This window comes from Methanolinea sp., from assembly GCA_016699325.1.
Classification (GTDB): Archaea; Halobacteriota; Methanomicrobia; order Methanomicrobiales; family Methanospirillaceae; genus UBA9949.
The window spans coordinates 1,767,435-1,791,267 of record CP064971.1 but is presented as its reverse complement, the minus strand read 5'-3'; the positions used below and the strand labels follow the sequence as shown (position 1 = coordinate 1,791,267).

Genomic DNA, 23,833 nt, shown 5'->3' with positions numbered 1-23,833 from the left:
TTATGTCCCTTTGGCTGGATTAGATGTATTTAATGAAGAATTTTTAATTCTGTCATTAGCATTTTCAGCCGTCACCGGGATAGGGACGCCTTTTAATCCCGTCGCATCATGACTTATTATCAACCAATTCCCGGGTCTGAAGGTAAATGTTGGAGTTAATTGTTCTTGACCAATCCCAAAAGCTTCAGCGACTTTATCTCGATCATATGATCTTGGCAATTTACTAACAAAATAGGTGTGTAAATTCCCCATTACTTCAGTATCTAACTGTGAAGCTCTTTGAGTGGAGATACCAATACCCAGCCCGAACTTTCTCCCTCTTCTTGCTAGCGTAATACAGAACTCTTTAATTTGTTCAGTCTCTGCGTCGCTTTTTTCAGTTGGGATAAATAAATCTGCTTCATCGTAAAGAAAAACACAAAACGGCTCCAATAGCCCTTCTTTCCTTCTTGATTCATATAATTCATTGCCAAATACCTGGACAAATGCTTTTAATTCAGAATCGCGACGGCCGGTGATGATTATGATTTGACTATTTCCCTTATTCAATAATTGGATTAATTCAGATGTAGGAATAATTGCTTGAGGTGGAGTTGAACGCATTTGTCCCTTTAATCGAAGCAAAGCCCTTAATGTTCGCTCAATTACACCCTGCGCTGTTCCAAATCTTGATGATCCAGGTCCACCTAATCGTCCGTTTTCAATTGGAGTCAAAAAGCCAATTGGAGTTCCTATAATATCCACTGAATGTTGGAGTGCATCGGCTGTGATAGGGATCCCATCTAAACCAGTGGTCCACTGACGTTCAACATCCTGTAATACATCTCTTACTGCTGCACCAGTCTTTGTTTCTGTTGTTTGGAAAATTGTATTTCTAATAAAGGTAGCTAAATCCTTCGCAGGGAGTGCAATTCTGGTATGTTGAATGGCGTTTGCCAATCCTGTTTTTATAAATCCTTTGAGTTTGTCATCATTTTTTAATTTAGAGGGCAATTTCATCTGTTTATATAGCAATTCGACTACACCGTCCGGCGGGGCGTCTTGACAACCTAATACATTTATTATTGGATCAGGAAGGGAATCCGTCCCGACGTGGATATAAATCATCGGAATTATACTATGCTTAAAATGATCAATCAGAAGACCCAAATATTCATCATTTGGATCTATAATTACAACATTTGAGGGCTTTCGTGTTTCTTTTGCGGATAATGAAGTAACTAATGAAGATACGAGGTTAGATTTTCCTACACCTGTAAAACCAAATACTCCAAAATGAGTGGTGAGAAGAGCTTCATCATCGATTTTAATGTTTATGTCTACAAATTTATTGTGATTAAATGGAGATTCAGAACATTCCTCCATCCCTTGATTAATTATTTTATCAACCATATCCCGACTGATTGGTCGAACTTCAGCTCCCACCATTGGTAGATTTTTTTCCATTTCTAGATCGGGTAAATCAGTATTTTTTCAAGAATTATATCGAAATTGCCAACCGGTAGAAACGGCAAAAGCATTGATTGTTGTGGTTGGATACAAAATTTTGTCGTCCTGCTTTTCCCAATCTTCCTTTATCGACCTCATCGATTCGAACACATGTCCGGGATAAGCATCAGGTCCTTGTGTCGCAAAATGACTAGGATAGACTTGAGTAAGAGATAATATCGAATACGTGATATCGCCCTCATTGGGAGGAGAGTAATTTTCTATGGCTACTAAATCTCCGACCTGGAAAGAATCAAGCCCCATCCTGGTATATTGACACGATAATCGGAATTGATATCGACCTTGATTATCAGGTTTAAATTCAACTAACGCTGTTTTTGCCCCACATAATCTTTCATCGTCAAAAGGATTTTTTACTACATCTGTCATTTATCCACCCCTGTTTTGTCTAAATTTTCGATGAATAGGATTCACTCTGTTAATTCGTTCAGAAGAACGAAGCATAGGTTCTACCATTCTCAACACCGACTTCGCTCCTCGATCTGCGTAGTGAAGAGGATCGGGATACCCAATTACTTCAGGGAAAACATTCCTAGTGAGAACAGAAAGCAGATAAACTGCTAATTCCTGCTCTCTATTAATTATAGAATTATTTTCAAAAAAGAATGGTTCCACTGTCCCCAATTCACGATCTCTCTCAATCACAGTTTTTCGAGATGGTTGATTAGGAGAAGGATGAACAAGCCTATCCATAAATATCACATGGCTCATCAATGGTTCCATAGGAGATTGATTATCGAGATAAAATTGAACGAGCGACCTCATGATCAAATTAGGACTAACAAGGATGTTGCCTCTCACACCCTGTAATGTGGCCATAGTATCTCCCCAGTCTCTCTTCATGCGTAATGTCATGAAAACAGAGTCGAATTCAGTTGATCCCCATGGCCCTTTTAATCCGTCATCGATAAGTGGAAGTCTTTCGAAAGTTAATCTGTCCGTTCCTGGGAGCAATTTTGGAGCGAAATGGAATATCCCTTTTGATTTCATCACTCCGAGATAATGATTTGTAAAATACGTTGATGCTGAATCTTTTGCTATACCAATTAGCATTACCCCATTTCTCCAACAGTATTCAAAGGTCAACCTTAACCCAATACCCAGAAGAAACGAAATTTCATCTAAAGATAAAAATCTGGTACGAGATAATCCATTATAATCGAGATATTCATACAAGAGGACAGACGGATCTTTATCGCGGAAAAAGCGATTGCAAAAATGCAAATACAATCGCTCAATTTTCGCCGGGGAGTGATAATAATCAGGATTTAAGGTTAAAAGATCGTCTTGCTTTTTGACTAACGCATCTTTAGGATTTCCGCTGGGATTTCGTTTACCGTATTTATCACATTCCCAAATAATCTTGATTTGATTAATTACATTTTCAACAGGCAAATTTGATTCTTCTGCAAATTTGGTGATCCTTAACTGCTTTTCTTCCGATTGGAATATCTTTGCAATAGCTCTACTCCATAATCCATGGGATTTTTTCGATGGTAAATCCAATTTAGTATTCCACGGTTTCGAGAATCCAACAAGAAGATCCGGATAATAAATAACTTCATCTGCAATTTTTGCCCCTGCAAAATTTAGATGTAATATATTTGGGGTAGCATTTGCAAGTACGGATGATAAAGAATTGTCCCATAGTAATAGATGAGGCCGATCTATTCCCGATGCTCCACGGTATAAAAGAAAGATCTCGGCCAAGAGCATAAGGGATATATCCAAGCCAGATTGAGATATCCTGTCTGAATCACTCACAATGAAACGATCTTCTGGATCTATTATTGTTAAATCCTCCGGGCTTAATGGTAGATAGGCTACGAGACTGCTGTCATCTTCAGGTTCGGATTCTCGATAGGATAATAAAGGAGGGGTATCCTGTAAACCCAATTCGCCTCTTACCACATAAGCTCCGCCATAAAAAATTGCCAAATCCGAAGTCTCTACTTTTAAACAGGCTCCATCTATCGCCCAAAATCGAAGAGAATTAACTCGATGGCGTTGTTGTAACTCTCTATGCATATCGCGACGAAATGCTTCATTTTTGAAATGGGGGTTGTAGTTAATTACGTGATTCTTTAAAAAATTTTCATAGAATATTTCCAAATTTTGATAAGTATCTCGGTAGTTATCATCGATTTTTTTCCTCGTTTGATTCAAAGCACTATCATATAACGCAAAAATATCTGAAATTGTTGGCCGTTCCGTCATTTAATCATCTTAATTTTTTTAAATATATTCTCAACATCACGATTAATGTTATTGGTCTCTTCAGGGTAGTTTCGATTGGGGTCATGGATCTGTTTGACTTTGTACCTGACTTCGCCAGAAGAAGGATGAGAAGGTAGTGTTTATATGATTTCATGCTAAAAAACACAGCCTTCTCATTAGGTAATATAGCATTAATAGTCCCCTATCAGGATTACCATTCAGCCAAGGCCTGTAATTGCTTCTTTGAGCGAAATCCGGTTAAAATAATCATCCCGGATAAAAGTACATCAATACAAACGAATTTGACAATAGAGCTCCGTGAATATCTGTGCAATCTCTGAAGAGAGAGCGCATCTTTGACCGATTTAAAGAAATCTTCGATCAAAGAGCGAATACCGAGATAGTCAGTCCACTGACTCAGTTCACATTTTAGCCTGGCAAGAAGACTCTCATACTCTCATATTCACGCTTAATCTTTTTCCCATCATGTCGGGAATACACAGAAAGCGGATAACACATTTTACTGAACGCTTTCTCAATTTTGAAGATTATTTCGTGGGAATATGAGCGGGACAATCTTATAGTTCAACACACCAAGTTGATAATTTTTTGAAGAAAAATAGCCTTTATCGAACGTGGAAAAGACCTCGGCCAGTATATCGCTTCTGAGGGTTGGATCATCGCCCGGGGTCATCTCCAGAAGATCATTGGTGATATCCCCAACCCCTATATAACTGGTCTTGGAGGTTTCTTCGTGCTTGAATCAACCATCGATGATGATCCCGAAAACATCCTGAATGCCTACAAGAATTGTGACCGTGCAGAGAAGTTCATCCAGGATCTCAAAGAAAGAGCCGAGCTCCGACCGATCCGGCACTGGTCCAAACACGCGGTGATCGGGTACGTGTTGATCGTTTTCCTCACTAAAGTCCTGGTCAGTTTGACACAACTTTTCTGTAAAGATCCCGTCTGGAGGTTCTCGATTACCTCTTTGACCAAGAATTGGAGAGCAAGGAGGATCGAACACTCGGATTTAGGATGAGGCTGGCAGGGTTCCCGATGGAGAAGCGACTGGAGGACTTTGACATGAGCTTTCAGCCTTCCCTCGACCCCACGGTGGTCCGTGATCTTGCCTCATTAAGGTTCATCCACAATGCAGAGAATGTGGTCTTCCTCGGACCTCCCGGTGTCGGGGAGACCCACCTTGTCCTCGCTTTAGGATACAAGGCGGTACGGCAGGGGTTCAGGGCAAAGGCGTTTACCGATTAATGGCAACAACTATTGTCAATCTCCAAGGAAAAACCTTATTAACTTACTAGAAAAGATTGTTGATTGAAATCCGATTTTCCCCTTTGATAGATGAGGAAAACACAATGCTTTCAAAAAATAAGAAAAAGATCGATATAATAATTAAATCTGAAAAAGATCCCAATGCCCCGATCCCTGCACTCATTGTTGCAGAAAAATTTGAGAGCATCCAGAACCTTCTCTTTGTCATCGGCGATTTTATTGAAGGTAATAAATATCGCACCGGTGGTGACTTCCCTAATTCTGTAAAAGAGCGCTATACCCTTGTTGTCCGAAATTTGAAGATGGGAAGTATAGATGCTAATCTTGGGATTGCCGATACTCAACAGGTATTGCCTGAATTCGACACACTTGGCGAACAGGCCATCACGCTTACTAACGAAGTTGTACATATTGCGCAAAATGATGTAGATATCGCAGGAAGTATTTCCGAAAAAATACCAGAAGAGCCACGGGCTTATCGAGTTATATGGGAACTCAACCATCTCTGGCCGGATGTCCAAACACCATATAGCGTTCAAATCGGTCTCGGTCAAATAAAACCGTTCCATCTTGACCCCTTACGAAAACCTGTTATCCAGCGGGCTCTTCATAAGATTCCGGAGCCGACTGAAAAGACAATCGTTGGTCGCCTTGTGCAGCTGCGGGTTGATAAAAAACGCGAATGCAAGATTGACACCCCCGAAGGCGAATTTACATGTAAATATCGACCCGAAATGGAAAAAACTGTAATCACTAATGTCGGTAACCTAGTGAGCGTCATTGGGCGGTTGAAGGATAATAGGAGTATTGAACTAACAAGTGACAGCGCAATCGAAAAGATACCTCACTTTCCGCTTATGCAAGTTACGATTAAGGGTAGGCAAATACCCTTAAGTCAACCGATTTTTCTTGAGATCCAATATGAGGATGATGAATATATCGTTTCAAATGACGTTTTTCATCTTTTAGTGACCTCGCAATCACTAAAAGACGCATTGAAATCCATTGATGAGGAATTTGCTGAACTATGGAATGAGTATGTTGAATTCGATCCAAAAACATTGACAAAGGATGCAGTTGAATTCAGAGCCAAAATAATATCCTTACTCGATAAGGAAGGCGATATTATTGGTTACGCGTAAGAATTACTCTATCGCCAAGTCCTTACAAAAAAAAGGCTTTAGACAAACTCAATCATCCCATGCACGTCTAACATTTTACGTTGATGGAAAGAAATCATCGGTTTTTACATTCATTAGCTATGGGAAAAAGGAAATCAGCGACGAATTAATGCACAAAATGGCCAAGCAGGTCAGATTATCCTACATACAATTCTGTGAGCTGGTAGATTGTTCAATGACAGGAGAAGAACTAAAACAATTTTATCTCGATGAACAAATTGTAAAACTATAAACTATAATAATTCCATCCAAGCGAGATTGTTCACTCTCTATCAGTGCTCGCCAAATCCCTCCATTCCGCAATCCCCTACTAAAATAAGCCCCGTCACCAACCCCGCTCAAACTATATTCTGTTTCGCGTTTTATCTGCTCACAGCCCTGTAAAGGGCAGGAGCAAGCAAGAAATGGGAGGTTTTGTCCAGCAGAGCATTACGAAAACTGCAGTCCGCGAACTGACTACGCCGATTGCAGACATCACGACCTTCAACACCCTGGTCTTCGGGATCATCTCCGGCAATCCATGGAGCTGCACCGCCTACGATGTCGGCGGCGTCCCCCAGAACCCCGTGAGTAAAAGCCGCGAGGGATACACCGCACGGATTGAGTTCGAGGACATTGAGGAAGCCATTGTATCCTATGACAAGGCTTTGGCACTCGATCCAAACTATACTTCGGCATGGAATAATCGCGGAATAAGATCTAACGAAGATGCTTAACTTAGCTCATTTCTGCATAACCACTAAAGCAGAATGAGATTTTCGTCTGCCATCGTAGCCCACCACGGGATTGTTGCAGGAATCTATGATGATCTTGGGATAGATTGGATAATAGACGAAGTAATCCCGAAAACAAGGCCTTCATAAATTAGCGCATTCCGTGGTGCTCAGAGCCACGATTATGAATGCACTCGGATTCAACGAGAAGAGGCTCTATATCTTCCCGAAATTCTTCAACAATCGAACAATAGAACGATTGCTCGGACCCGGAGTTTCACCCCAAGACCTGGATGATGATGTTCTTGGGAGGACTCTGGATAAGATTTACGAGGAAAGTTCAACCGAACTCTTCCTCAAATTTAAACTTAAATTCCAATCACCGGGTAATTGATCCTGTGCAGGACACCGGCATACCCGGAGTAAAACCCCCTGAGCCTTTTCACCAAAAAGGATCAGAGGTTGAGGTGCCCGTTACGCTGCAGCCATTCGACCTGGTGACGGGTGTACCGGTAGGAAATATCGCACTTGTCGTCCTGGAAGCTCCAGGGAATGATGATCAGGAGATCGCCTTCACGGATCCAGAGCCTTTTCTTGATCTTCCCCTTGATCCTGCCCAGGCGGGTGATGCCATCGGAGCACCGCACCGAGATGTGGTTTGCACCAAGCATCGATTCGGCGCGGGCGAACTGTTCCTGGTATTTCTTCTTCGGCAGCCGTACACGGACAATTTCCGGCTCGGGTCCTGGGTTCCGGGGATTATGTGGTGCAGACAGTACAACAACTCCTGGGGCGGACGATGTAAAACACCTCCGTCTGAAGACGATTTCGTCGTGATACATAATGGGGGCTCCCCACCCTTTAACGTGCCGGTCAGGCCAGGCCGGGTTTTCATGAGGAAATACCGACACCGGAGCTAACCCGGAGATGCTTCATCGACACCCAGGCCGGGGGGCAGGGAAAACCGGGTGCCACCGGGGAGTCGCAGGACGTGACGGGCCGGCGGTGTCATGCCGTTACGCTGGCCTATTCCGGCTCTTCGGGGACAATTATCCAGGCGGCGATGTAGACCGCGATGCCGATGCCGACCGAGATGATGGTGAGCGCTACCCAGAGGAGGCGGAGGATGTTTGGGTCGATATCGGCATAGCTCGAGAGGCCGCCGCAGACCCCGCCGAGGAACCGGTTGGTCCGTGAACGGTAGAGCCGCTTCATGCAGGAAAAGTTGCTCCGGGAAAATAAATAGTTCGTGGAGCAGGACCGGCCCTTCTGCCGGCCACATGCTCCAGGGACGCACCTGCCGGGGGGGGAAACGAATTAAGTCACAAGAGCCCCGACCTTTCTCTCGAAGTCACCATGGGCTCTTACTACCCCGGCGATGTGCTGCTTGTCCCGGTCCGGATGGGGAGAAGGGCGGCCGGGAAGGTCCGGCCTGTCGTGGTCATCGGGACCGGCGACCAGGGGTTCCTCCTGGTATGCCCGGTCTCGAGCAGGCCACCGGCCGGGGCACCAGCCCTCCCGCTCGGGCTGGATGACTTTGCCGAAGGAGGGCTCGATCTGTTTGGAGAAAGTTACCTCCTCCCGTCTCATGCCTGCCGGGTACCTGCCAGGGAGGTCGTCGGCAAGAAAGGACGGCTCTCCCCTGGCGCCGTGGAAAGGATACTGCAGGGGTCCGGGAGGCGTGAACGAAGGTAAGGATCTGCCGGGACGGCAAACGCCTGCGGACCCGCGGACACGGTAGCGAAGGGAGATCGCCATGACCCCCGGTGATCCTGCTTGCCCGGCCCCACCGTTGCCTCCGCGATACGGTCGCTCTCCGCCCGGCAGAACCGGGAGGAGGACTCCCGGCCCGGATGCCGGTTCCACGGTGGCCTGCCCCATGACCCCTGGGAGTGCTCTGTATGGCAATGCACTTCCCCAATTGGACCCTTCATCCTCCCGATGCCGGCCACACCCTCCCCATCAGCGCAGGCATTGACGGGAGAGCAGTCCATGCCCTGGCGCTCCCTCCAGGCCCGGGCACGTACCTTTCCCCAGCGGTGGAAGTGGTAGGAGGACCGCGACTGGCCATGGGCGGGATCTACCTCCACGCCCGCCATCCCACGGGCACGCCATACCCCGGGCATCGCCCCGCCCTCCCGGTTAGCGGGGTGGCCGGGCTCTCCCTGCCCGCGGCCATGGCCCCGCTCCTCCCGGTCCGGACCGCAGCCCACGGGCTAATGAGGCGGGGAACGTTTACGACAGCGGGTTGAGGAGACCCCGCCGGGAACAGGCCGGTGTCCTCCCGGAACCGGCACAAATTCTATCCCCCTCCCTGCCCTACCCTGAGACAGGTCCCGGGCATGCCGTTCTCCTGCCAGCAATGCGGGGAGTGCTGTACCCGCATGGGTTACGTATTTGAGATCGTTGCCGACCACGGGGGGTACGCCTTCACGGTCAGGAACCAGTACCTCGGTGACCAGACCGAGGTGCAGGTAGCACCGGAGATGCTCCCGCTCTTCCTCGACCGGGCCGTCTTTGAACGCTATCCCCACGCCTGCCCGTTCCTCCGGTTCGACCCCGGGGGCAAGGCCTTCTGCACCGTTCACCTCACCCGCCCGGAACTCTGCCGGGTCTACGGGTGCTGGATCCTCCTTATCCAGGACGCCCGTGGGCGGCGGGCCGGGCGGGTGATGCAGGCTGGCCATGTCTCGTTCGACGACGACCTCCTCCGCCATATCTGGGAGAACCATATCCGCCCCCTGGACCGGGACAACGACGAGGAGTGGCAGCGCAACGTCATCCGTATCCTCCGGAGTTTCGGGTACACCGTCATACGGTAATCCAGGCGCCGGGAAAAGACCTCCTCCACCTACGAGTGTGTATCCCCTGGAAGGGCGGACCAGCAGGCGATCTTCGTCCGGCACGGGTCCCCCTCCTGGATGCATCCCCTGGGAGGGCGGACCGGCAAGAGCCGGCCAGCCCCCTCTCCGCCCCGGTGATGGCGCATATCGCCTGCCCCGACAGCACCCGGTCCGCTCCTGCCGGGAACGCTCTCACCCGGGGGATACCGCCCGTCCCGCAAAAGGGCGTTGCCTGTCACCACCACATCCTTTATAGGTACGTCGGCATATCGATTGGCTGGAGAAGAACCATGAGCCTTACTGAAGTATACCAGATGAAAGATGCCGGTGATGTAACCGGGCTTCTGACAGCCCTTGACAACAGGGACGAGTACGTGCGTCGGGCTGCGGTGGTGGCACTTTCCGGCTTCCCCGGCCAGCAGGTCAGCGAGGTGCTGGAACGACTGCAGTTCGATGACCCCGTAGCGCTGGTCCGGACCGCGGCATCGCTCGCCTATGCCCGGGTGACCGCATCGCTCCACCAGAAAGAGGGACGGTGACCCGGCCAATGCAGCCCGGCAGCAGCCGGGGACGGGTCCCTGGCAGCCTGCCTGGAACGGACTGACCTCCAACGCCCACCATGCACATCACCATCCTAGGCACCCGGGGGGAAGTTGAGGGATCGGCCCCGGGCCATTCCCTCCGTTCCGGCATCCTCGTGGACAGCACCCTCCTCTTCGACCTCGGTGAAAAAGAGTTCCTCGACCTTGCACCCCGACACATCTTCATCACCCACCTCCACCCGGACCACGCCTTCTTCGTAACCGACCCTTTCCCGGTGGACATCCCCATCCATGGACCTGAAGCAGGGGACGGAACGGTGCCGATCGAGGTCATCGGGGACCCGCTCACCCTGGGCCCCTACACAATCACCCCCATCCCCACCCACCACAGCAAGCTGGTGAAATCGGTTGCCTACCTGGTCCGGAAAGGAGAGGAATCGGTCCTCTATACCGGCGACCTGATCTGGATCAACCGGGAGTACCACCACCTCTTCGACCCGGTGGACCTGGTGATCACCGACGGCAGCTTCTTCCAGAAGGGCGGACGCATCCGGAGGGATGCCGGGTCCGGGGTCCTCTATGGACACAACGGGATCCCGGACCTGGTCCGCCTATTTTCTCCTTTCACATCCCGCATCCTCCTCGTCCATTTCGGGAGCTGGTTCTTTGAAGACCCCCCCGGAGCAGAGGAGAAGATAGCGGCGCTCGGTGCCGATTACGGCATCACGGTCATGGCTGCCCGCGACGGGATGGATCTTGAGACCGGCGACCCGGTCTTTTCCAGGGACCAGTCAACCCTTGCACGGTTCGGAGCGTGATCTTTTCGTGCACCCCCTCCTTGAAGCCCTGGACGACGGGAGAAAAGAGAGGCTTGTCCGATGCGGCCAGCCGGCATGGATGGAGCCGATGCTCGCCACCCTGGCTCAGCCAGGGTTAATGGGCAAAGACTGGATCTTCGAGCAGAAGTTCGACGGACAGCGCTGCCTGGTGTTCCGGGAAGGAGACGCGGTCCGCCTCCTCTCCCGCAACCGGAAGAGGCTCAACGATACCTATCCCGAACTGGAGAGAGCGCTCCGGGACACCGGCGAGAAACGGTTCATCGCTGACGGAGAGATCGTGGCCTTCAACGGGGAGGTCTCCAGTTTCTCCCGCCTGCAGGAACGGATGCAGACCGTGGACCGGAAAGCGGCGGAACAAAGCAGGGTTGCCGTGTACCTCTACCTCTTCGACCTCATGTACCTGGACTGCTGCGACCTCTGCGGACTTGACCTACGCACCCGCAAGGATCTCCTGGAGAACGCTCTCGCCTTCAGGGACCCGGTCCGCTTCACCACCCACCGGGACGGGGACGGGGTGGCATACTGGCAGGAAGCCTGTGCAAAGGGTTGGGAAGGGATCATCGCCAAGCGGGCGGACAGCCGCTACCTGCACCGGCGGTCAACCGACTGGCTGAAGTTCAAATGCACCAGCCGGCAGGAGTTCGTTATCGGGGGCTATACCGACCCCGGCGGGAGCCGTCACGGTTTCGGGGCACTCCTCCTCGGCTACTACCGGGGTGACGACCTTGTCTATGCCGGCAAGGTCGGAACCGGTTTCGGTGACAAAAGCCTCCGGGAGCTCGGCAGGCACATGGCCTTGCTGGAGCAGGAGGCCTCGCCCTTTGCCGATAAAAAAAGGCCGGAGGGCGGAGAGCACTTCATTGCCCCGGAACTGGTCTGCGAGGTGGCCTTCGCCGGGTGGACTAGGGAGGGCAGGCTCCGCCACCCCCGGTTCGTTGGACTCCGGGACGACAGGTCGCCCAGGGACGTGGTACGCGAACAGCCGCGGTGACCGGAGACCCGTCCCGGGGATGGGTCCCCGGACCAGGGTTCAGCGATGAAGAGTCCGCCCGGGACGGGGCCCCTGGGGCATCATAACCCCTTCACCAGGTTCCGCCGCTGGAAGTACACCGACCCGGCACCGAACAGGAGTATCCAGAAAAGGAGGACCGCGATATCGATAGCCGGCCCGATGACCGCTGCCCCGTTCATCGCCCCCTGGAAGAGATCGACCAGGTAGGTGAGGGGTGAGAGGAAGGCAAGCGTTTTTGCCGCTACTCCGAGGTTGGCTAGCGGGATGAAGATGCCGGAGATGAAGATCAGGGGGAGGCGGACCAGGGTGGAGAGCATCATAATCGTGGAAGGGGTATCTGTCGCCGGGGAGGCAAGCAGGGTCCCAAGGGAGGCAAATGCGGCGGTGCCGAGGATGAATGCGGCGATCACGAGCAACGGGTTTCCCAGGGGGAGGGAGAAGACGAGCAGGCTCCCGGCCCAGATCACGAGCGAGATGACGAGACCGAAGAATGCCCCGGCCAGGATATCGCCAAGGATGATGCTTTCCACGATGAGCGGGTAGGAGAGGAGCCGCTCGTAGGTACGGTCCCGCTTCTCCCAGGGGGTGATGATCGGCCCGACCGAAGAGGCGGTGAAGAAGAGGGTCATGGCCAGGAACCCGGGATAGAAGACGGCAAGGTCGAGTCCCCGCCCCATGAAAAAGGCGATGAAGAGGAAGAGGGGAAAGAGCAGGCCGAAGATGAATACCGGCGGCTTGGTATAGTAGATCCGGACGTTTTTTTCGGCCACCACCAGTGCCCCCGAGAGAAAGAGGCCGATCTCCATCAGGACTCCCCGGTGATGGCGAGGAATGCCTCCTCGAGACTGGGCCCGCGGGTGTTCAGGGAGGCGATCACCAGCCGGTCCTGATCGGCACGGGTGACGATGGACTTCACCACCTCATCGGGGTTCCTGGTGAAGATGCGGAACTTGTCCCCCATCGGTTCGACCCGGAGGACCGAGGGATGGGAGAACCGTTCCGGGTCGACTGCCGTGGTGAAGGAGACCTCCACGGACCGGGTGGTATCGAAAGTCTGTTTCAGGACCTCCGGCCGGTCCGTGGCAGCGAGGATGCCGCGGTTGATGATGCCGATCCGGGTGCACAGTGCGTTTGCCTCGTCGATATTATGGGTGGTGAGAAAGATGGTCGATCCCTGCTCGTGCATCCTGCGGATCATCGCCACCACCAGGCGCCTGCTCTGGACATCGAGCCCGCTCGTGGGTTCATCGAGGAAGAGCACCGCCGGTTCGTGGATCACGGCACACCCGATGCTCACCCGCTGCTTCATGCCCTTGGAGAAGTTCCCGACCTTCTCGCGTGCCCGGTCCGAAAGACCCAGGTCAGAGAGCAGGGCCCACGCCCGCTGCTCCCGGTCACCCGGCGAGAGACCGTACAGCTTGCCGGCCAGGAGCAGGTTCTGGAGCGCGGACAGGTCGCTGTAGACCGTGCTGTTCTCGGGGATGATGCCCATGCAGCGCTTCGCAGCCAGGGGATCGGACCGCAGGTCGATCCCGGCGATACTGATCGTGCCTTCATCGGGCACCAGGACCCCGGTCAGGAGACGGAGGGTGGTGGTCTTGCCGGCACCGTTCGGCCCGAGGAACCCGAAGATCTCCCCCCTGTCCACGGTGAGAGAGAGGTCGTTTACCGCAGTGATCGCCCCGAACCGCCGGGTCAGGTGACGGGCTATTATAGACGGCATAGGCTGCTCAGGGATATTTCCAGGGCTGGTCAGTTATTGGTTTGCTTTTGGGGGACGTAATCTTCCTGCCAGCAAAAGAGATAACCGGCCATCCGCCCCAGGTACTGGTATTCTTTCGTGAGGCCCTGGTTTCATGGCAGCAGTCATCTCGGCATACCGGCTCTCGAAGCATTACGGCGACCTCAGGGCAGTCGATGAGGTCTCGCTCGACGTGGAAGAAGGATCGCTCTTCGGCCTGCTTGGCCCGAACGGGTCAGGGAAGACAACCATGATCCGGGTTCTGACCGGGCAGGTGAAGCCCACGGCGGGCAGGGCGAGCGTGCTTGGCATCGATGTGGTTGCACATCCCGTGGAGGTCCGGGAAAAGGTTGGGATAATCCCCGAACAGGAAGCGCCCCCCAGTTTCCTCACCGCCGAGGAGTATCTCGCCTTCGTCGGGCATGTCCGGAACATCACCGCGGTGAAGGAGAAGGCGGACTGGTGGTTTGAGTTCCTCGAGTTTTCGGACAAACGGGACGTGCTCTGCAAGGACCTCTCCCGGGGCACCCGCCAGAAGCTGATGTTTGCCCAGGCCTTCCTCCACCACCCGGTCCTGGCGCTCATCGATGAGCCGCTCATCAATTTCGACCCAATCATGCAAAAGGCGGTCAAGGACTACCTGAAGGAGTACGTCCGTGACGGCGGGACCATCTTTCTATCAACCCACATCCTGGAGGTTGCCGAGGAGATCTGCTCGGAGGTGGCCATCATCCACCAGGGCCGGCTGGTGCACGCCGGCCCGGTGACCGGGATCCTTTCCCGGAAAGGACACCTCGCCGACTTCTTCCTCGACACGGTAGGGAAGGGCGGCCATGCGTGAATTGTTCTTTGCCATGATGAAGGAGGAGTGGCGTCTCCATGCCACCATGTTCGGCAGCCTCAGTTTCGCCCTTTTCCCGGTGCTGATCGGGACCATCACCTTCATGGGCTCCCTGGCCCGGCCCTTCCTCTGCGAGGTCATCCCCGGCCCGGCCCTCTCGTTCGTCGTGCACGCCCAGTTCCTCCTGCTCGGGGTCATGGTCGGCGGTTTCGGCCTGCTGGGGCAGGAGGTGATGAACCGCCGGTTCGGGCAGGCGAGCCTGATCGCCTACTCCTCGCGGACCCTCCCCCTCTCCGACCGCCGGATTTTCACCGTTTTTGTGGTAAAGGACACGGTCTACTACTTCATCCTCTGGATCCTGCCCTTCATCAGCGGGACGGCCCTGGCTGCCCCGTGGTCCGGAATCCCTTTCTCCATCATCGGCACCATCACCCTCACCCTTACCCTCTCGTTCCTCACCGGACTTGCGCTCGTCTTCCTCCTTTCCACGATCTATACCCGGTCGCTGCTGCTCGTGGCCGGGGTCATCGCCGCCGGGGTCCTGCTTGCCGTCCTCCTGCTCGTGGCCGGCCCGGCCGACCCGGTATACCTCTTCCCGCCCTATGCCCTCTCGAGGGCTTTTTCACCGGGGCTGCTGCTGTATTCCCTGGTGGTGGTCGCCGTCCCGTTCGCACTCGCCATCCTCTTCATGACCACCGAGTACCCCGGGAGCGAGAAGCACTTCCCTGACCGGTTTACTCCCCTGGTCTCCCGGCTGACGGGCTTTCGCTCCGGGCCGATGGTGGCAAAAGACCTCCTCGACCTCCGGAGGAGCGGCGGGCTGGTCGGGCAGTCCCTCTTCTCTTTTGCCCTCCCCCTCGCCCTCATCTGGGTCACCCTGGTGGTGCTCGCACGGGTGCTCCCGTCTACCCCGGTCCTGGTGAACTTTGCCGGGGTGGCCGGGATCATCGGGGCCACCACCTACACCTGGGTCACCGAGTTTGATGCCATTGCAGGCTACACCTTCCTCCCCCTGGGAACCGGAGATCTCATCAGGAGCAAGCTCGTAACGTTCCTGTTCCTGCAGCCCCTGACCGTGACCGCGGTCCTGGCCGGGGCGGTCGCCTCCGGGGACTACGGGAGCCTCCTGCCGGCGACCGTCCTTGCCCTCTCAGTATCCCTCTATGCCGTTTCGGTCATGGTCTGGCTGACCGGGCTCTGGCCGTCGGTGATGGTCTACGACGCCAGGGTGCTTGCCGCATCAGTGGTCCTTGTCGGGCCGGTCCTGCTCGGCCTGATCGGTGCAGCGTCGGTCAATACCCTGTACGCCTTCGGGAGCCTGGGGCTGCTGTTCCCGGCATACCTGTTCGTCCGTGCGTCGTATACGCGATGGGAGGGCTGGGAGAAGGCCTTCACCTAGGGCAATCCTCCGCCGTTCATTAGCTGTGCCTGTAGGCCCATGCTACCCGCCGGGGCATTACCCCGCACCAGGGTAAAGGGTAACCGGAGCAGGATTTCTTTCTCTCTCCGGCGCTCTTCACCAGGGTCACCGGGCAATTTCCCGTGCATGCTCCTGCTCTCCTTGCCGGAACCGGCACCCGCACCTCGCAGAGGATGTTAAGCACCACCAGATGGATGATCGAGAAGATGAGTGATGCTCGTTCGCCTTGCGTCACATCCCGGTACGAGACACAGGAATGCCGGTTCAGAAAGGAACGGGATGGGTGCACGGTTTCGCGGCATGCCCGGCATACGCATCGGGGATCTTTTTCAATGACCTTTGCATAAGCGATCCTGGGGTCCCCCCAGGCAGCCAGCGCGATGACCGCTAGGGGGCCGATGAGGAACAAAGCGGTCAGGCCCCCCCCGATTCCCACCAAAGATCAGGACAGGGACGATCCCGACCAGGAAAAAACCCCCGGTAACTATGAATATCGCTTCATTTACCTCTTTGTACCCGGTAAATCCCCCGCCTGCACTCGTGGCAGAGCCCTCCGGCGAGTTGGACCAGTGGAGTCCCATTGCGGTTTGTCTCATCTACTAATTACCTGACTTCGCCAGAAGAAGGATGAGAAGGTAGTGTTTATATAATTTCATGCAAAAAAACACAGCCTTCTCATTAGGTAATATAGCATTAATCGATAAAATTGATTCGGAGACCAACTTTTTCGCATCAGTTCTTGGCGGAGTTGGTGGTCGAAGCAAGTCATTCATACCATCCGTAAAGCTCTCATCAGCAACAAACTCAATCAATCGGTATCGATCAATAAGATTCTGGACTTTACCCCCGACGAACTTCTCAAGACACTGGGGTTTGAAGATACAATTTCAGACCGGAGTTTGTATCGGACTCTGGAACGACTGGGAGAAAGAAAGTCGATTGTTCTTGACCAGTTTCAACGCTGGATCTCCCAGCAGAGCCTCGTGGATCCAACCCAGTTCGTGGACTTCAGTTCGAGTTACTTTGAGGGGACAAAATGTCCGCTGGGGGAGTTAGGGTATTCCCGGGACAATCAGCCAGGGAAACTCCAGATCGCATTTGGGATCAGTGTCGGCCTCAATAACATACCGACGATGCTGACCATCCAGAAAGGAAATGTTCAGGATAAAAAGCATATGCAGATGCTGATCCGGTTATGCTCGAGCGTTCTTCCTGAAGGCAGTCTTCTGGTGTTTGACTGTGGAGGGAATACCCAGGATAACAAACGAAGGATCCGCGATCTGAAGTTCCATTATTTGACCCTGAAAGCAAAGAAGAAAGGACCATACCGGAACGAGATAACGATCTACCATGCCAGGAAAGAAAGCCAGGTTTCATTCGTTTCTGGCAACCGGGTCTATTCATGTGTCAAATATCGGGATGGCGAAGAAGTCCGGGACATATTTTTCTGTGACGACCTGGCCTGTGACCAGTTGACGAAGAAAGCAAGGAAACTTGAGAAAGACCTGGAGAAGGGGAAGGTTCTCACAAAGAAGGTTGAACGCGGAAAAGATCTCGGCCAGTATATCGCTCCTGAGGGTTGGATCATCGCCCGTGGTCATCTCCAGAAGATCATTGGCGATATCCCCAACCCCTATGTAACCGGTCTTGAAGGTTTCTTCGTGCTTGAATCAACCATCGATGATGATCCCGAAAACATCCTGAATGCCTACAAGAATCGTGACCGTGCAGAGAAGTTCATCCGGGACCTCAAAGAAGGAGCCGAGCCCGGCCGATCCGGCACTGGTCCAAACACGCGGTGATCGGGTGCGTGTTGATCGTTTTCCTCACCAAAGTCCTGGTGAGTTTGACACAACTTTTCTGTAAAGATCCCGTCGTGAAAAATCTGAAAGTCCTCAAAAATTATCTCACGAATTTGACACTTACGATCATATACCCTTCTTTTGGGTATCCTGTCAAGATCATTTCCAACTTCTCCCCAGAAATACGCCCAATTCTTGGAGATTTTATCAAGAGATATGGTAGCCTGGAGGCGCCAAATCACTGGTAAATTGCTTCTGGCGAATTGGGTTAAGTCGTTTAAATTTGATGGAAGTACTGAAAAGTGGCGAAGTTAGGTAATTACACACTCCGGGTTATCTCACATAATTCCAACAGGACACAAATAAGTTAAATTATCGAAGGTAAGTCCTTTTAATGAATGTCAACCATTTATCCGCGATACAAATTGTGTCCGAGGCGGCGGCGAAGGCTCATTCCGGGCGGACGAGAAAAGACGGTGTTACCCCCTACATCGTCCATCCTGCCCGCGTGGCAGCCCTCGTCTCACATTTTGGTGGCGGCCACATCGCAGTCCTTTCTGCATGGCTCCACGATGTTTTCGAAGACTGCACTCCAGACGCCTGCATACATGCCAAAGATACCCTTCAAAGCCTTCCCCTTCCTCCTGAAGATATACAAAGCATTCATGCAATCGTCATGGCACTGACCAAAAACCCTGATCTCCCGGGAGGTGCACAAATGCCTGATTCTCTCGACAGGATACTCAGTTCTCCTCCGGAAGCGATTTTGGTGAAAATTTGTGACAGGATAGACAACCTTGTTGATGCGGACAGCCGTGATGAGGAATTTAAAGCCACCTATTATCGTAAATCGGGATTGATTGTAGAAAAACTGCGTGATGCAGCGAAGGCATCCGGATATAGCGATGCGTTTCAGACCCTGGAGAATCTCGTTGAGAGTGCCCACGAGTGACATCCGTATATCCGGATATGAGGTGAAAAACCAAGTGAGAATCGCAACGGGATAAAATCAGACCATTTTTATATCGACCGTGTAATAGTTATTTCCGGGCATCTGATGAGTGAAGTACGTTACCCGTATATCGTGAAGAGATGGCATGCATGTGCCCATCAGAAAATTCCAATTATCTTCACCAAAAAGCGCGGTGTCAGGTTCGACAAAGGCATAGTCTATATCGGTTATCCAAAAGAACCGTTTCGGGAGGATGGAACACTGTCGGAGGAATGTCGTCAGTTTCTCATTGAATTACAGTTACGGGGAAAACTCCACCCGTTAATAGTATTTGGCCCTGATGATTCGGTTTTTATTGACCCTCATGCTTTCCCTGCAGGAATAAAAGAGCATCATGGGATCAAATATATCACCAGCAGGGCCTTCCTCAACGGAAAAGAAGGTATCATTGTGGATGACTACCTTCATGACGGACGACACGCGGCAGCAATAATAAAAAGGACCCCATATGGAGCATATCTCCTATTCCTCCGCTATACAGATACCGATGAAGAGCAGTGGATTCGGGAGGGAAGCCTTTCCGGTATGGTGGAAGCCTCAAATGAAATGTTTGGGCGGAATGACAGGGCAGATGAAGAAAAACCGATGTACCGGTTGGATCGTGGAACCCTTACCATCGATGGGTACCCCGTTCTGAAAATATTCGGCACGAATTTCGGCAAACAGTGGTTTGCTACCTGGTGTGAGGAAATCCAGGATGTTTCCTCATCAGAGGACAGCCCCGGAGAGGAGATCAGAGTGCTCCATCAGCAATATTTTGGCGTAATCCGGGATGGCGATGAAGAGCTCTGGGAATTCTGGATGGATGAGGAGATTGAACCAGGAATCCGGAGTGGCGAGATCAGAGAATACGAGCCTGGTGAACTCAGCTTTTTTGATGTCTCCACCTTTGACCAGGTTTACCAAGAAGGGGCCGACCCCGTTGAAACTGTCGCGAGTCCTTCTCCTTCGCCAGTTGCCGGAAAGCCCGACACCCTACCCATGAAGAAAACATCGAAGAGGAAACAAAAAAAGGTCCGGAGGAAACGGACAGGAAGTCACAAAAAGGGGGAGGCAGATGATCGCATTGCCGCATATGAAGCAAAGATAAAATCACTGGTTGATGAAGGCAGATACAAAGAGGCTATCGAATATTCCGAGGAACAGGGCCGGGTGTTGTCTGAAAGCGATGCTGATACCTGCACGTTCTATTCTTACAAAATCATCGGAGTATGTCTTTCAAAAAATATCCGGAAATCCTGGAGCAAGGAGGGATACCGGCCTCCGCATTGGATAGAAGTAGGCAACACCTTTTTTGATGCTGGGGATTATCAACAGGCCATAGAAGCGTATTACAAGAGAATCAATGAGAACCCTGATGACGACATGGCCTGGTATTTGATGGGGTGCGCCTACCGGGCCATGGGGAACCCCTACGAATCTGTTGAAGCCTGGGAAGAAGCGTTCAGCATTGTCCGGAGAGAGGCTAACCTGGAAGAACTCGAATCTGGTTCAGACAGCGCCCTGGCATGGGCCGAGAGAGGCGATATCGAATATGATCAGGAGAACTGGATGGCGGCGATAGACTCGTACAGGAATGCTCTCTCTCTTGATCTAAACCAACCGGCGATCTGGTTCCGGAAAGGGTGCAGCCATTACGAGATCGGGGAGTTCGAGGAGGCGCTAGCAACATTCCGGGAAGCCGTGAAACTCGACACCCGTAATTTCTATGCGCTGAATAATATAGGGGTGATCCATTGCCGTTCTGGACGGAATGCAAAAGGGGCAAGATATTTCCAGGCTGCACTTTCAGTGATCCCCGATGGATCATTTGAAACTTATTTCATCCGATCCAACTACGAAAAATCAAAGGACCAGCCGGATGGAATCCCTCTAGAAAACCTAGCATTCTTTTCATAACCACTGTGAGGGTGCATGATACGCGGAACTGGAATTGTTGATGAATCCACTCCTGTCGATACACAGGATCTCGAGGCAATCCTTTCCTATCTCCCATTATTTGAGCAGCCGGGATATGATTTTGGGGAGATGATAGAAGAAAAAGGGGCGTTACCCTGGGCAGATTATTCCGGGGAGGTTATGGAATTTTATCGGGACCTCTATTCTCACCACTTCATCGTTGATTTTGACTGGCCCTCATGGCAGCATGTCGCGATTGAATATTTTCAAAACCCTGAACTGATTACAACCGCAGATTTGACGACAATCCGACGTCTTTTTACTATTCATATCAGGAAAGACCGGTTTTGCGAGGGGCATCTCCTTTCTGTCCTTGAAAGCGGTCATATCACCATGATGCTCCAGCGACTGGCAACAATTTACAAATCCATGGTTGGAGGGGCATAGGTATTGTCATACCCTACTCCCCTGCCCTTGCGTCGCGCCGGGGGATAGGCAAGTATCCCCCTTCTCTCCGCACCCTTAAGGGTCAAATAATGGAACTTCAGATCGCGGGGATCGGCTTTTACACCGATTTCCCTGAACTTGGTTTCGAAAAATGAGCAGAATATGGCTGCATTGGCTGTTCTGAAAAAACGATTACCTATGCCGGGTTCTAATTGAGAAATCTCTGGGGAGATTTGGATAAACCGCTCACTTCGATGGCTCTCCAAGGCCGTCTCCAGGACCATGACGATCCCAGGGAACAGGTATTCGTATCGTCCCGATCCTGCGGGGTTCCTCTACCCGGGAAAATACAGTGATTTCTTTAAGGAATGCTTTAATAGAAACAGTATTTAATGTATTTTTAATGAAAAACGCTCTGGTCACAGGGTCGGGTGGCCTTATTGGATCAGAATCCGTGAAGTTCTTCGCATCGAAAGGATACCAGGTCGTCGGGATAGATAACGATTTACGCAGCTATTTTTTTGGCGAGGAGGCCAGCACCCGCTGGAACATCGAGAAGTTATCCGGGGAGGTGGAAGGGTACCAGCATTTTGCCGTGGATATCAGGGACAAGGAAAAGATCGAAGAGATATTCCGGGCCTATCCCTTTGACCTCGTCATCCATTGCGCCGCCCAGCCGTCCCATGACTGGGCTGCAAGGGAGCCCTACACGGACTTTGAGATCAACGCGTACGGGACCCTGGTGCTTCTCGAAAATTTTCGGAAATATGCCCCGGATGGAGCGTTCATTTTCACGTCCACGAACAAGGTCTATGGAGATCGCCCGAATGCACTTCCCTTGATGGAGCTCGAAACGAGGTTTGAGCTTGACCCGGACCATCAGTATTTCAATGGGATAGATGAGAGCATGCCGATCGACCAGTCGATGCACAGCCTGTTCGGGACGTCAAAGGCTTCGGCAGACCTGCTCGTCCAGGAATACGGCCTGTACTTCGGGCTCCACACGGTATGCTTCAGGGGAGGGTGCCTGACCGGGCCTGCGCACAGCCCGGCCGAACTCCACGGGTTCCTGGCGTACCTCGCCAAATGCATTGCGACCGGCAGGAAATATACCATTTTCGGCTACAAGGGGAAACAGGTCCGCGACAACATCCATAGTTACGACCTGGTCAATGCGTTCTATCATTTTGCCAGGGACCCCCGTACCGCAGAGGTGTACAATATCGGGGGCTCCCGCCACTCGAATATCTCGATGATGGAGGCAATTTCCATGATTGAAAATATCCTCGATAAAAAGGCTGTTCTGGAGTATTCTGATGCAAACCGGGCGGGAGACCACATCTGGTACATCTCGGACGTATCAAAATTCAGGGAGCATTACCCTGGCTGGGATTTCCGCTACAATATGGACCGTATTATAAAAGAACTCTGCGAGGTCCATGCACGCCATGTATGACAGCATCCTGATCACCGGCGGTGCAGGGTTCATCGGGTCCAGCCTGGCCGTATTCTTAAAAAAGAAATTTCCCTCGGCCGAAGTCATCTGTTTTGACAACCTGAAACGGAGGGGCTCGGAAGGAAACCTCCCCCGGCTGAAGGAGGCAGGGGTCCGGTTTTTCCACGGCGACGTGAGGGAAGAGGAGGATTTCGAATCCCTCCCTCCTTTTGACCTGATGGTTGAGTGCTCGGCAGAGCCGTCCGTCCTTGCCGGCGTCACTTCCTCCCCGCGGTACGTGCTGAATACCAACCTTTTCGGGACAGTCCGGTGCCTGGAGGAAGTGAGAAAGAACGATGCGGACATGATTTTCCTTTCGACCAGCAGGGTGTACCCGTACCGGCTGATCAACAGCCTGCCGTACGTGGAGGAAGAAACCCGTTTTTCGCTCGGTGAGAACCCCAGGCTCCCCGGGGTGAGCACATCGGGGATCAACGAGGAATTCCCCCTCCAAGGTCCACGGTCCCTGTACGGGGCAACAAAATTGTGTTCTGAATATGTCATCGGGGAATATATCGACTCGTACGGTATCAGGGCGGTAATCAACCGGTGCGGGCTCGTTTCCGGGCCGTGGCAGATGGGGAAGGTCGACCAGGGGGTCGTGATGCTCTGGACGGCCTGCCATATTTTTGGGAAAAATCTCGCGTATTTTGGTTATAACGGCACAGGCAAGCAGGTCAGGGATGTCCTGCACGTTGATGACCTCTGCGGCCTGGTTGCGATCCAGATTGAACGTATCAGGGAGATGAACGGGGAGATATTCAACGTGGGCGGTGGTGCGGGCAACAGTATCTCCCTCCGGGAAATGACTTCCCTCTGCAGGCAGGTAACAGGAGCGACAATTCCCATATCATCCGAACCCGTGAACCGGCCCAACGACCTGGTCTGGTACATAACGGATAATGCAAAAGTCAGGCGGTCATGTGGATGGCAGCCCGAAAAAACTGTGAAAGAGACCATCACGGATATCTCCCGGTGGATCCAGGCCAATAAGCACCTTGTTTCCAATATTTTCTAGGACCTGGGAAAA

General features: G+C 52.2%; 25 protein-coding genes and 2 pseudogenes. 19 read left to right on the top strand and 8 right to left on the bottom strand.

Features of this window, described 5'->3' with window-relative positions:
- Positions 1–1,878: pseudogene (locus IPI71_09380) on the bottom strand (ATP-binding protein).
- Positions 1,879–3,726, bottom strand: a complete 1,848-nt coding sequence (locus tag IPI71_09375) for a hypothetical protein (protein ID QQR70835.1) — start codon at positions 3,724–3,726, stop codon at positions 1,879–1,881. It abuts the pseudogene before it with no gap.
- Between the two features lie 754 nt (positions 3,727–4,480).
- Between IPI71_09375 and IPI71_09370 the strand changes: the two genes are divergently transcribed.
- The 5 genes and pseudogenes from IPI71_09370 to IPI71_09350 all read left to right on the top strand — a co-directional run bounded on the left by IPI71_09370 (position 4,481) and on the right by IPI71_09350 (position 7,304).
- Positions 4,481–4,768 carry a hypothetical protein gene (locus IPI71_09370; GenBank protein ID QQR70834.1) on the top strand — a complete coding sequence of 96 codons (288 nt, stop codon included), beginning with the start codon at positions 4,481–4,483 and terminating at the stop codon, positions 4,766–4,768.
- Positions 4,696–4,974 (top strand): annotated as a pseudogene (locus IPI71_09365) (ATP-binding protein). Before IPI71_09370 ends, IPI71_09365 begins: the two are co-directional and overlap by 73 nt.
- 80 nt (positions 4,975–5,054) lie before the next feature.
- Complete coding sequence (locus IPI71_09360; GenBank protein ID QQR70833.1) at positions 5,055–6,158, top strand: hypothetical protein; 1,104 nt, start codon at positions 5,055–5,057, stop codon at positions 6,156–6,158.
- Positions 6,159–6,601: 443 nt separating this feature from the next.
- Entirely contained in the window at positions 6,602–6,913 is a 312-nt protein-coding gene (locus tag IPI71_09355) for a tetratricopeptide repeat protein (protein QQR70832.1), read from the top strand.
- A gap of 160 nt (positions 6,914–7,073) precedes the next feature.
- A complete protein-coding gene (locus tag IPI71_09350; GenBank protein ID QQR70831.1) occupies positions 7,074–7,304 on the top strand; it encodes a DUF4277 domain-containing protein in 231 nt (76 codons plus the stop codon).
- 61 nt (positions 7,305–7,365) lie between these two features.
- On the opposite strand, the gene eif1A is transcribed toward IPI71_09350, so the two are convergent.
- Entirely contained in the window at positions 7,366–7,752 is a 387-nt protein-coding gene (gene eif1A, locus IPI71_09345; protein QQR70830.1) for a translation initiation factor eIF-1A, read from the bottom strand.
- Positions 7,753–7,936: 184 nt separating this feature from the next.
- Complete coding sequence (locus tag IPI71_09340) at positions 7,937–8,125, bottom strand: PspC domain-containing protein (GenBank protein ID QQR70829.1); 189 nt, start codon at positions 8,123–8,125, stop codon at positions 7,937–7,939.
- A gap of 141 nt (positions 8,126–8,266) precedes the next feature.
- Here IPI71_09340 and IPI71_09335 point away from each other — a divergent pair, with 141 nt between their 5' ends.
- From IPI71_09335 to ligD, 6 genes are all read left to right on the top strand, one after another.
- Complete coding sequence (locus IPI71_09335) at positions 8,267–8,605, top strand: type II toxin-antitoxin system PemK/MazF family toxin (GenBank protein ID QQR70828.1); 339 nt, start codon at positions 8,267–8,269, stop codon at positions 8,603–8,605.
- Positions 8,606–8,811: 206 nt separating this feature from the next.
- Positions 8,812–9,162: a hypothetical protein gene (locus IPI71_09330; protein ID QQR70827.1), complete on the top strand. Its 351-nt coding sequence runs from the start codon at positions 8,812–8,814 to the stop codon at positions 9,160–9,162.
- 132 nt (positions 9,163–9,294) lie between these two features.
- Positions 9,295–9,732, top strand: a complete 438-nt coding sequence (locus tag IPI71_09325) for a YkgJ family cysteine cluster protein (protein QQR70826.1) — start codon at positions 9,295–9,297, stop codon at positions 9,730–9,732.
- Positions 9,733–10,043: 311 nt separating this feature from the next.
- Positions 10,044–10,292 carry a HEAT repeat domain-containing protein gene (locus tag IPI71_09320; protein ID QQR72018.1) on the top strand — a complete coding sequence of 83 codons (249 nt, stop codon included), beginning with the start codon at positions 10,044–10,046 and terminating at the stop codon, positions 10,290–10,292.
- Between the two features lie 80 nt (positions 10,293–10,372).
- Complete coding sequence (locus IPI71_09315; protein QQR70825.1) at positions 10,373–11,113, top strand: hypothetical protein; 741 nt, start codon at positions 10,373–10,375, stop codon at positions 11,111–11,113.
- 79 nt (positions 11,114–11,192) lie between these two features.
- The gene (gene ligD, locus IPI71_09310; GenBank protein QQR72017.1) at positions 11,193–12,125 is read left to right on the top strand and encodes a non-homologous end-joining DNA ligase; all 933 of its coding nucleotides are present in this window, start codon (positions 11,193–11,195) and stop codon (positions 12,123–12,125) included.
- Positions 12,126–12,205: 80 nt separating this feature from the next.
- On the opposite strand, the gene IPI71_09305 is transcribed toward ligD, so the two are convergent.
- Together IPI71_09305 and IPI71_09300 are read right to left on the bottom strand one after the other, a co-directional pair.
- Positions 12,206–12,952: an ABC transporter permease gene (locus IPI71_09305; protein ID QQR70824.1), complete on the bottom strand. Its 747-nt coding sequence runs from the start codon at positions 12,950–12,952 to the stop codon at positions 12,206–12,208.
- Complete coding sequence (locus IPI71_09300) at positions 12,952–13,869, bottom strand: ATP-binding cassette domain-containing protein (GenBank protein ID QQR70823.1); 918 nt, start codon at positions 13,867–13,869, stop codon at positions 12,952–12,954. Before IPI71_09300 ends, IPI71_09305 begins: the two co-directional genes overlap by 1 nt.
- A 133-nt stretch (positions 13,870–14,002) precedes the next feature.
- On the opposite strand from IPI71_09300, the gene IPI71_09295 reads away from it, so the two are divergent.
- Together IPI71_09295 and IPI71_09290 are read left to right on the top strand one after the other, a co-directional pair.
- Positions 14,003–14,728, top strand: a complete 726-nt coding sequence (locus IPI71_09295) for an ABC transporter ATP-binding protein (protein ID QQR70822.1) — start codon at positions 14,003–14,005, stop codon at positions 14,726–14,728.
- A complete protein-coding gene (locus IPI71_09290; GenBank protein QQR70821.1) occupies positions 14,721–16,127 on the top strand; it encodes a hypothetical protein in 1,407 nt (468 codons plus the stop codon). The genes IPI71_09295 and IPI71_09290 overlap by 8 nt, the downstream gene beginning before the upstream one ends.
- Positions 16,128–16,146: 19 nt before the next feature.
- Here IPI71_09290 and IPI71_09285 read toward each other — a convergent pair whose 3' ends face one another.
- Positions 16,147–16,584: a hypothetical protein gene (locus IPI71_09285; GenBank protein ID QQR70820.1), complete on the bottom strand. Its 438-nt coding sequence runs from the start codon at positions 16,582–16,584 to the stop codon at positions 16,147–16,149.
- Between the two features lie 463 nt (positions 16,585–17,047).
- Between IPI71_09285 and IPI71_09280 the strand changes: the two genes are divergently transcribed.
- The 4 genes from IPI71_09280 (at position 17,048) to IPI71_09265 (ending at position 21,308) form a co-directional block, all read left to right on the top strand.
- A complete protein-coding gene (locus IPI71_09280) occupies positions 17,048–17,950 on the top strand; it encodes a hypothetical protein (GenBank protein QQR70819.1) in 903 nt (300 codons plus the stop codon).
- 394 nt (positions 17,951–18,344) lie between these two features.
- The gene (locus IPI71_09275) at positions 18,345–18,902 is read left to right on the top strand and encodes a bifunctional (p)ppGpp synthetase/guanosine-3',5'-bis(diphosphate) 3'-pyrophosphohydrolase (protein QQR70818.1); all 558 of its coding nucleotides are present in this window, start codon (positions 18,345–18,347) and stop codon (positions 18,900–18,902) included.
- A gap of 105 nt (positions 18,903–19,007) precedes the next feature.
- Positions 19,008–20,861, top strand: a complete 1,854-nt coding sequence (locus IPI71_09270) for a tetratricopeptide repeat protein (protein ID QQR70817.1) — start codon at positions 19,008–19,010, stop codon at positions 20,859–20,861.
- Between the two features lie 15 nt (positions 20,862–20,876).
- Positions 20,877–21,308, top strand: coding sequence for a hypothetical protein (locus IPI71_09265; protein ID QQR70816.1), 432 nt, complete (start codon positions 20,877–20,879; stop codon positions 21,306–21,308).
- Here IPI71_09265 and IPI71_09260 read toward each other — a convergent pair.
- Complete coding sequence (locus IPI71_09260; GenBank protein ID QQR70815.1) at positions 21,281–21,592, bottom strand: hypothetical protein; 312 nt, start codon at positions 21,590–21,592, stop codon at positions 21,281–21,283. The two genes, IPI71_09265 and IPI71_09260, sit on opposite strands and share 28 nt — an antisense overlap.
- A gap of 119 nt (positions 21,593–21,711) precedes the next feature.
- On the opposite strand from IPI71_09260, the gene IPI71_09255 reads away from it, so the two are divergent.
- Together IPI71_09255 and IPI71_09250 are read left to right on the top strand one after the other, a co-directional pair.
- On the top strand, positions 21,712–22,764 hold the full coding sequence (locus IPI71_09255) for an NAD-dependent epimerase/dehydratase family protein (protein ID QQR70814.1): 1,053 nt from the start codon (positions 21,712–21,714) through the stop codon (positions 22,762–22,764).
- Entirely contained in the window at positions 22,757–23,821 is a 1,065-nt protein-coding gene (locus IPI71_09250; protein ID QQR70813.1) for an NAD-dependent epimerase/dehydratase family protein, read from the top strand. Before IPI71_09255 ends, IPI71_09250 begins: the two co-directional genes overlap by 8 nt.
- The last annotated feature ends 12 nt before the right edge of the window (positions 23,822–23,833 follow it).

Excerpts from the sequence above, each read along its gene's own strand:
- ligD (QQR72017.1), top strand. The coding sequence starts at position 11,193 with ATGGAGCCGATGCTCGCCACCCTGGCTCAGCCAGGGTTAATGGGCAAA.
- IPI71_09260 (QQR70815.1), bottom strand. The coding sequence starts at position 21,592 with ATGGTCCTGGAGACGGCCTTGGAGAGCCATCGAAGTGAGCGGTTTATC.
- IPI71_09305 (QQR70824.1), bottom strand. The coding sequence starts at position 12,952 with ATGGAGATCGGCCTCTTTCTCTCGGGGGCACTGGTGGTGGCCGAAAAA.
- IPI71_09335 (QQR70828.1), top strand. The coding sequence starts at position 8,267 with ATGGGCTCTTACTACCCCGGCGATGTGCTGCTTGTCCCGGTCCGGATG.
- IPI71_09275 (QQR70818.1), top strand. The coding sequence starts at position 18,345 with ATGAATGTCAACCATTTATCCGCGATACAAATTGTGTCCGAGGCGGCG.
- eif1A (QQR70830.1), bottom strand. The coding sequence starts at position 7,752 with ATGTATCACGACGAAATCGTCTTCAGACGGAGGTGTTTTACATCGTCC.
- IPI71_09315 (QQR70825.1), top strand. The coding sequence starts at position 10,373 with ATGCACATCACCATCCTAGGCACCCGGGGGGAAGTTGAGGGATCGGCC.
- IPI71_09340 (QQR70829.1), bottom strand. The coding sequence starts at position 8,125 with ATGAAGCGGCTCTACCGTTCACGGACCAACCGGTTCCTCGGCGGGGTC.
- IPI71_09320 (QQR72018.1), top strand. The coding sequence starts at position 10,044 with ATGAGCCTTACTGAAGTATACCAGATGAAAGATGCCGGTGATGTAACC.
- IPI71_09250 (QQR70813.1), top strand. The coding sequence starts at position 22,757 with ATGTATGACAGCATCCTGATCACCGGCGGTGCAGGGTTCATCGGGTCC.
- IPI71_09375 (QQR70835.1), bottom strand. The coding sequence starts at position 3,726 with ATGACGGAACGGCCAACAATTTCAGATATTTTTGCGTTATATGATAGT.
- IPI71_09270 (QQR70817.1), top strand. The coding sequence starts at position 19,008 with ATGAGTGAAGTACGTTACCCGTATATCGTGAAGAGATGGCATGCATGT.
- IPI71_09355 (QQR70832.1), top strand. The coding sequence starts at position 6,602 with ATGGGAGGTTTTGTCCAGCAGAGCATTACGAAAACTGCAGTCCGCGAA.
- IPI71_09295 (QQR70822.1), top strand. The coding sequence starts at position 14,003 with ATGGCAGCAGTCATCTCGGCATACCGGCTCTCGAAGCATTACGGCGAC.
- IPI71_09330 (QQR70827.1), top strand. The coding sequence starts at position 8,812 with ATGGCAATGCACTTCCCCAATTGGACCCTTCATCCTCCCGATGCCGGC.
- IPI71_09265 (QQR70816.1), top strand. The coding sequence starts at position 20,877 with ATGATACGCGGAACTGGAATTGTTGATGAATCCACTCCTGTCGATACA.
- IPI71_09255 (QQR70814.1), top strand. The coding sequence starts at position 21,712 with ATGAAAAACGCTCTGGTCACAGGGTCGGGTGGCCTTATTGGATCAGAA.
- IPI71_09290 (QQR70821.1), top strand. The coding sequence starts at position 14,721 with ATGCGTGAATTGTTCTTTGCCATGATGAAGGAGGAGTGGCGTCTCCAT.
- IPI71_09325 (QQR70826.1), top strand. The coding sequence starts at position 9,295 with ATGGGTTACGTATTTGAGATCGTTGCCGACCACGGGGGGTACGCCTTC.
- IPI71_09300 (QQR70823.1), bottom strand. The coding sequence starts at position 13,869 with ATGCCGTCTATAATAGCCCGTCACCTGACCCGGCGGTTCGGGGCGATC.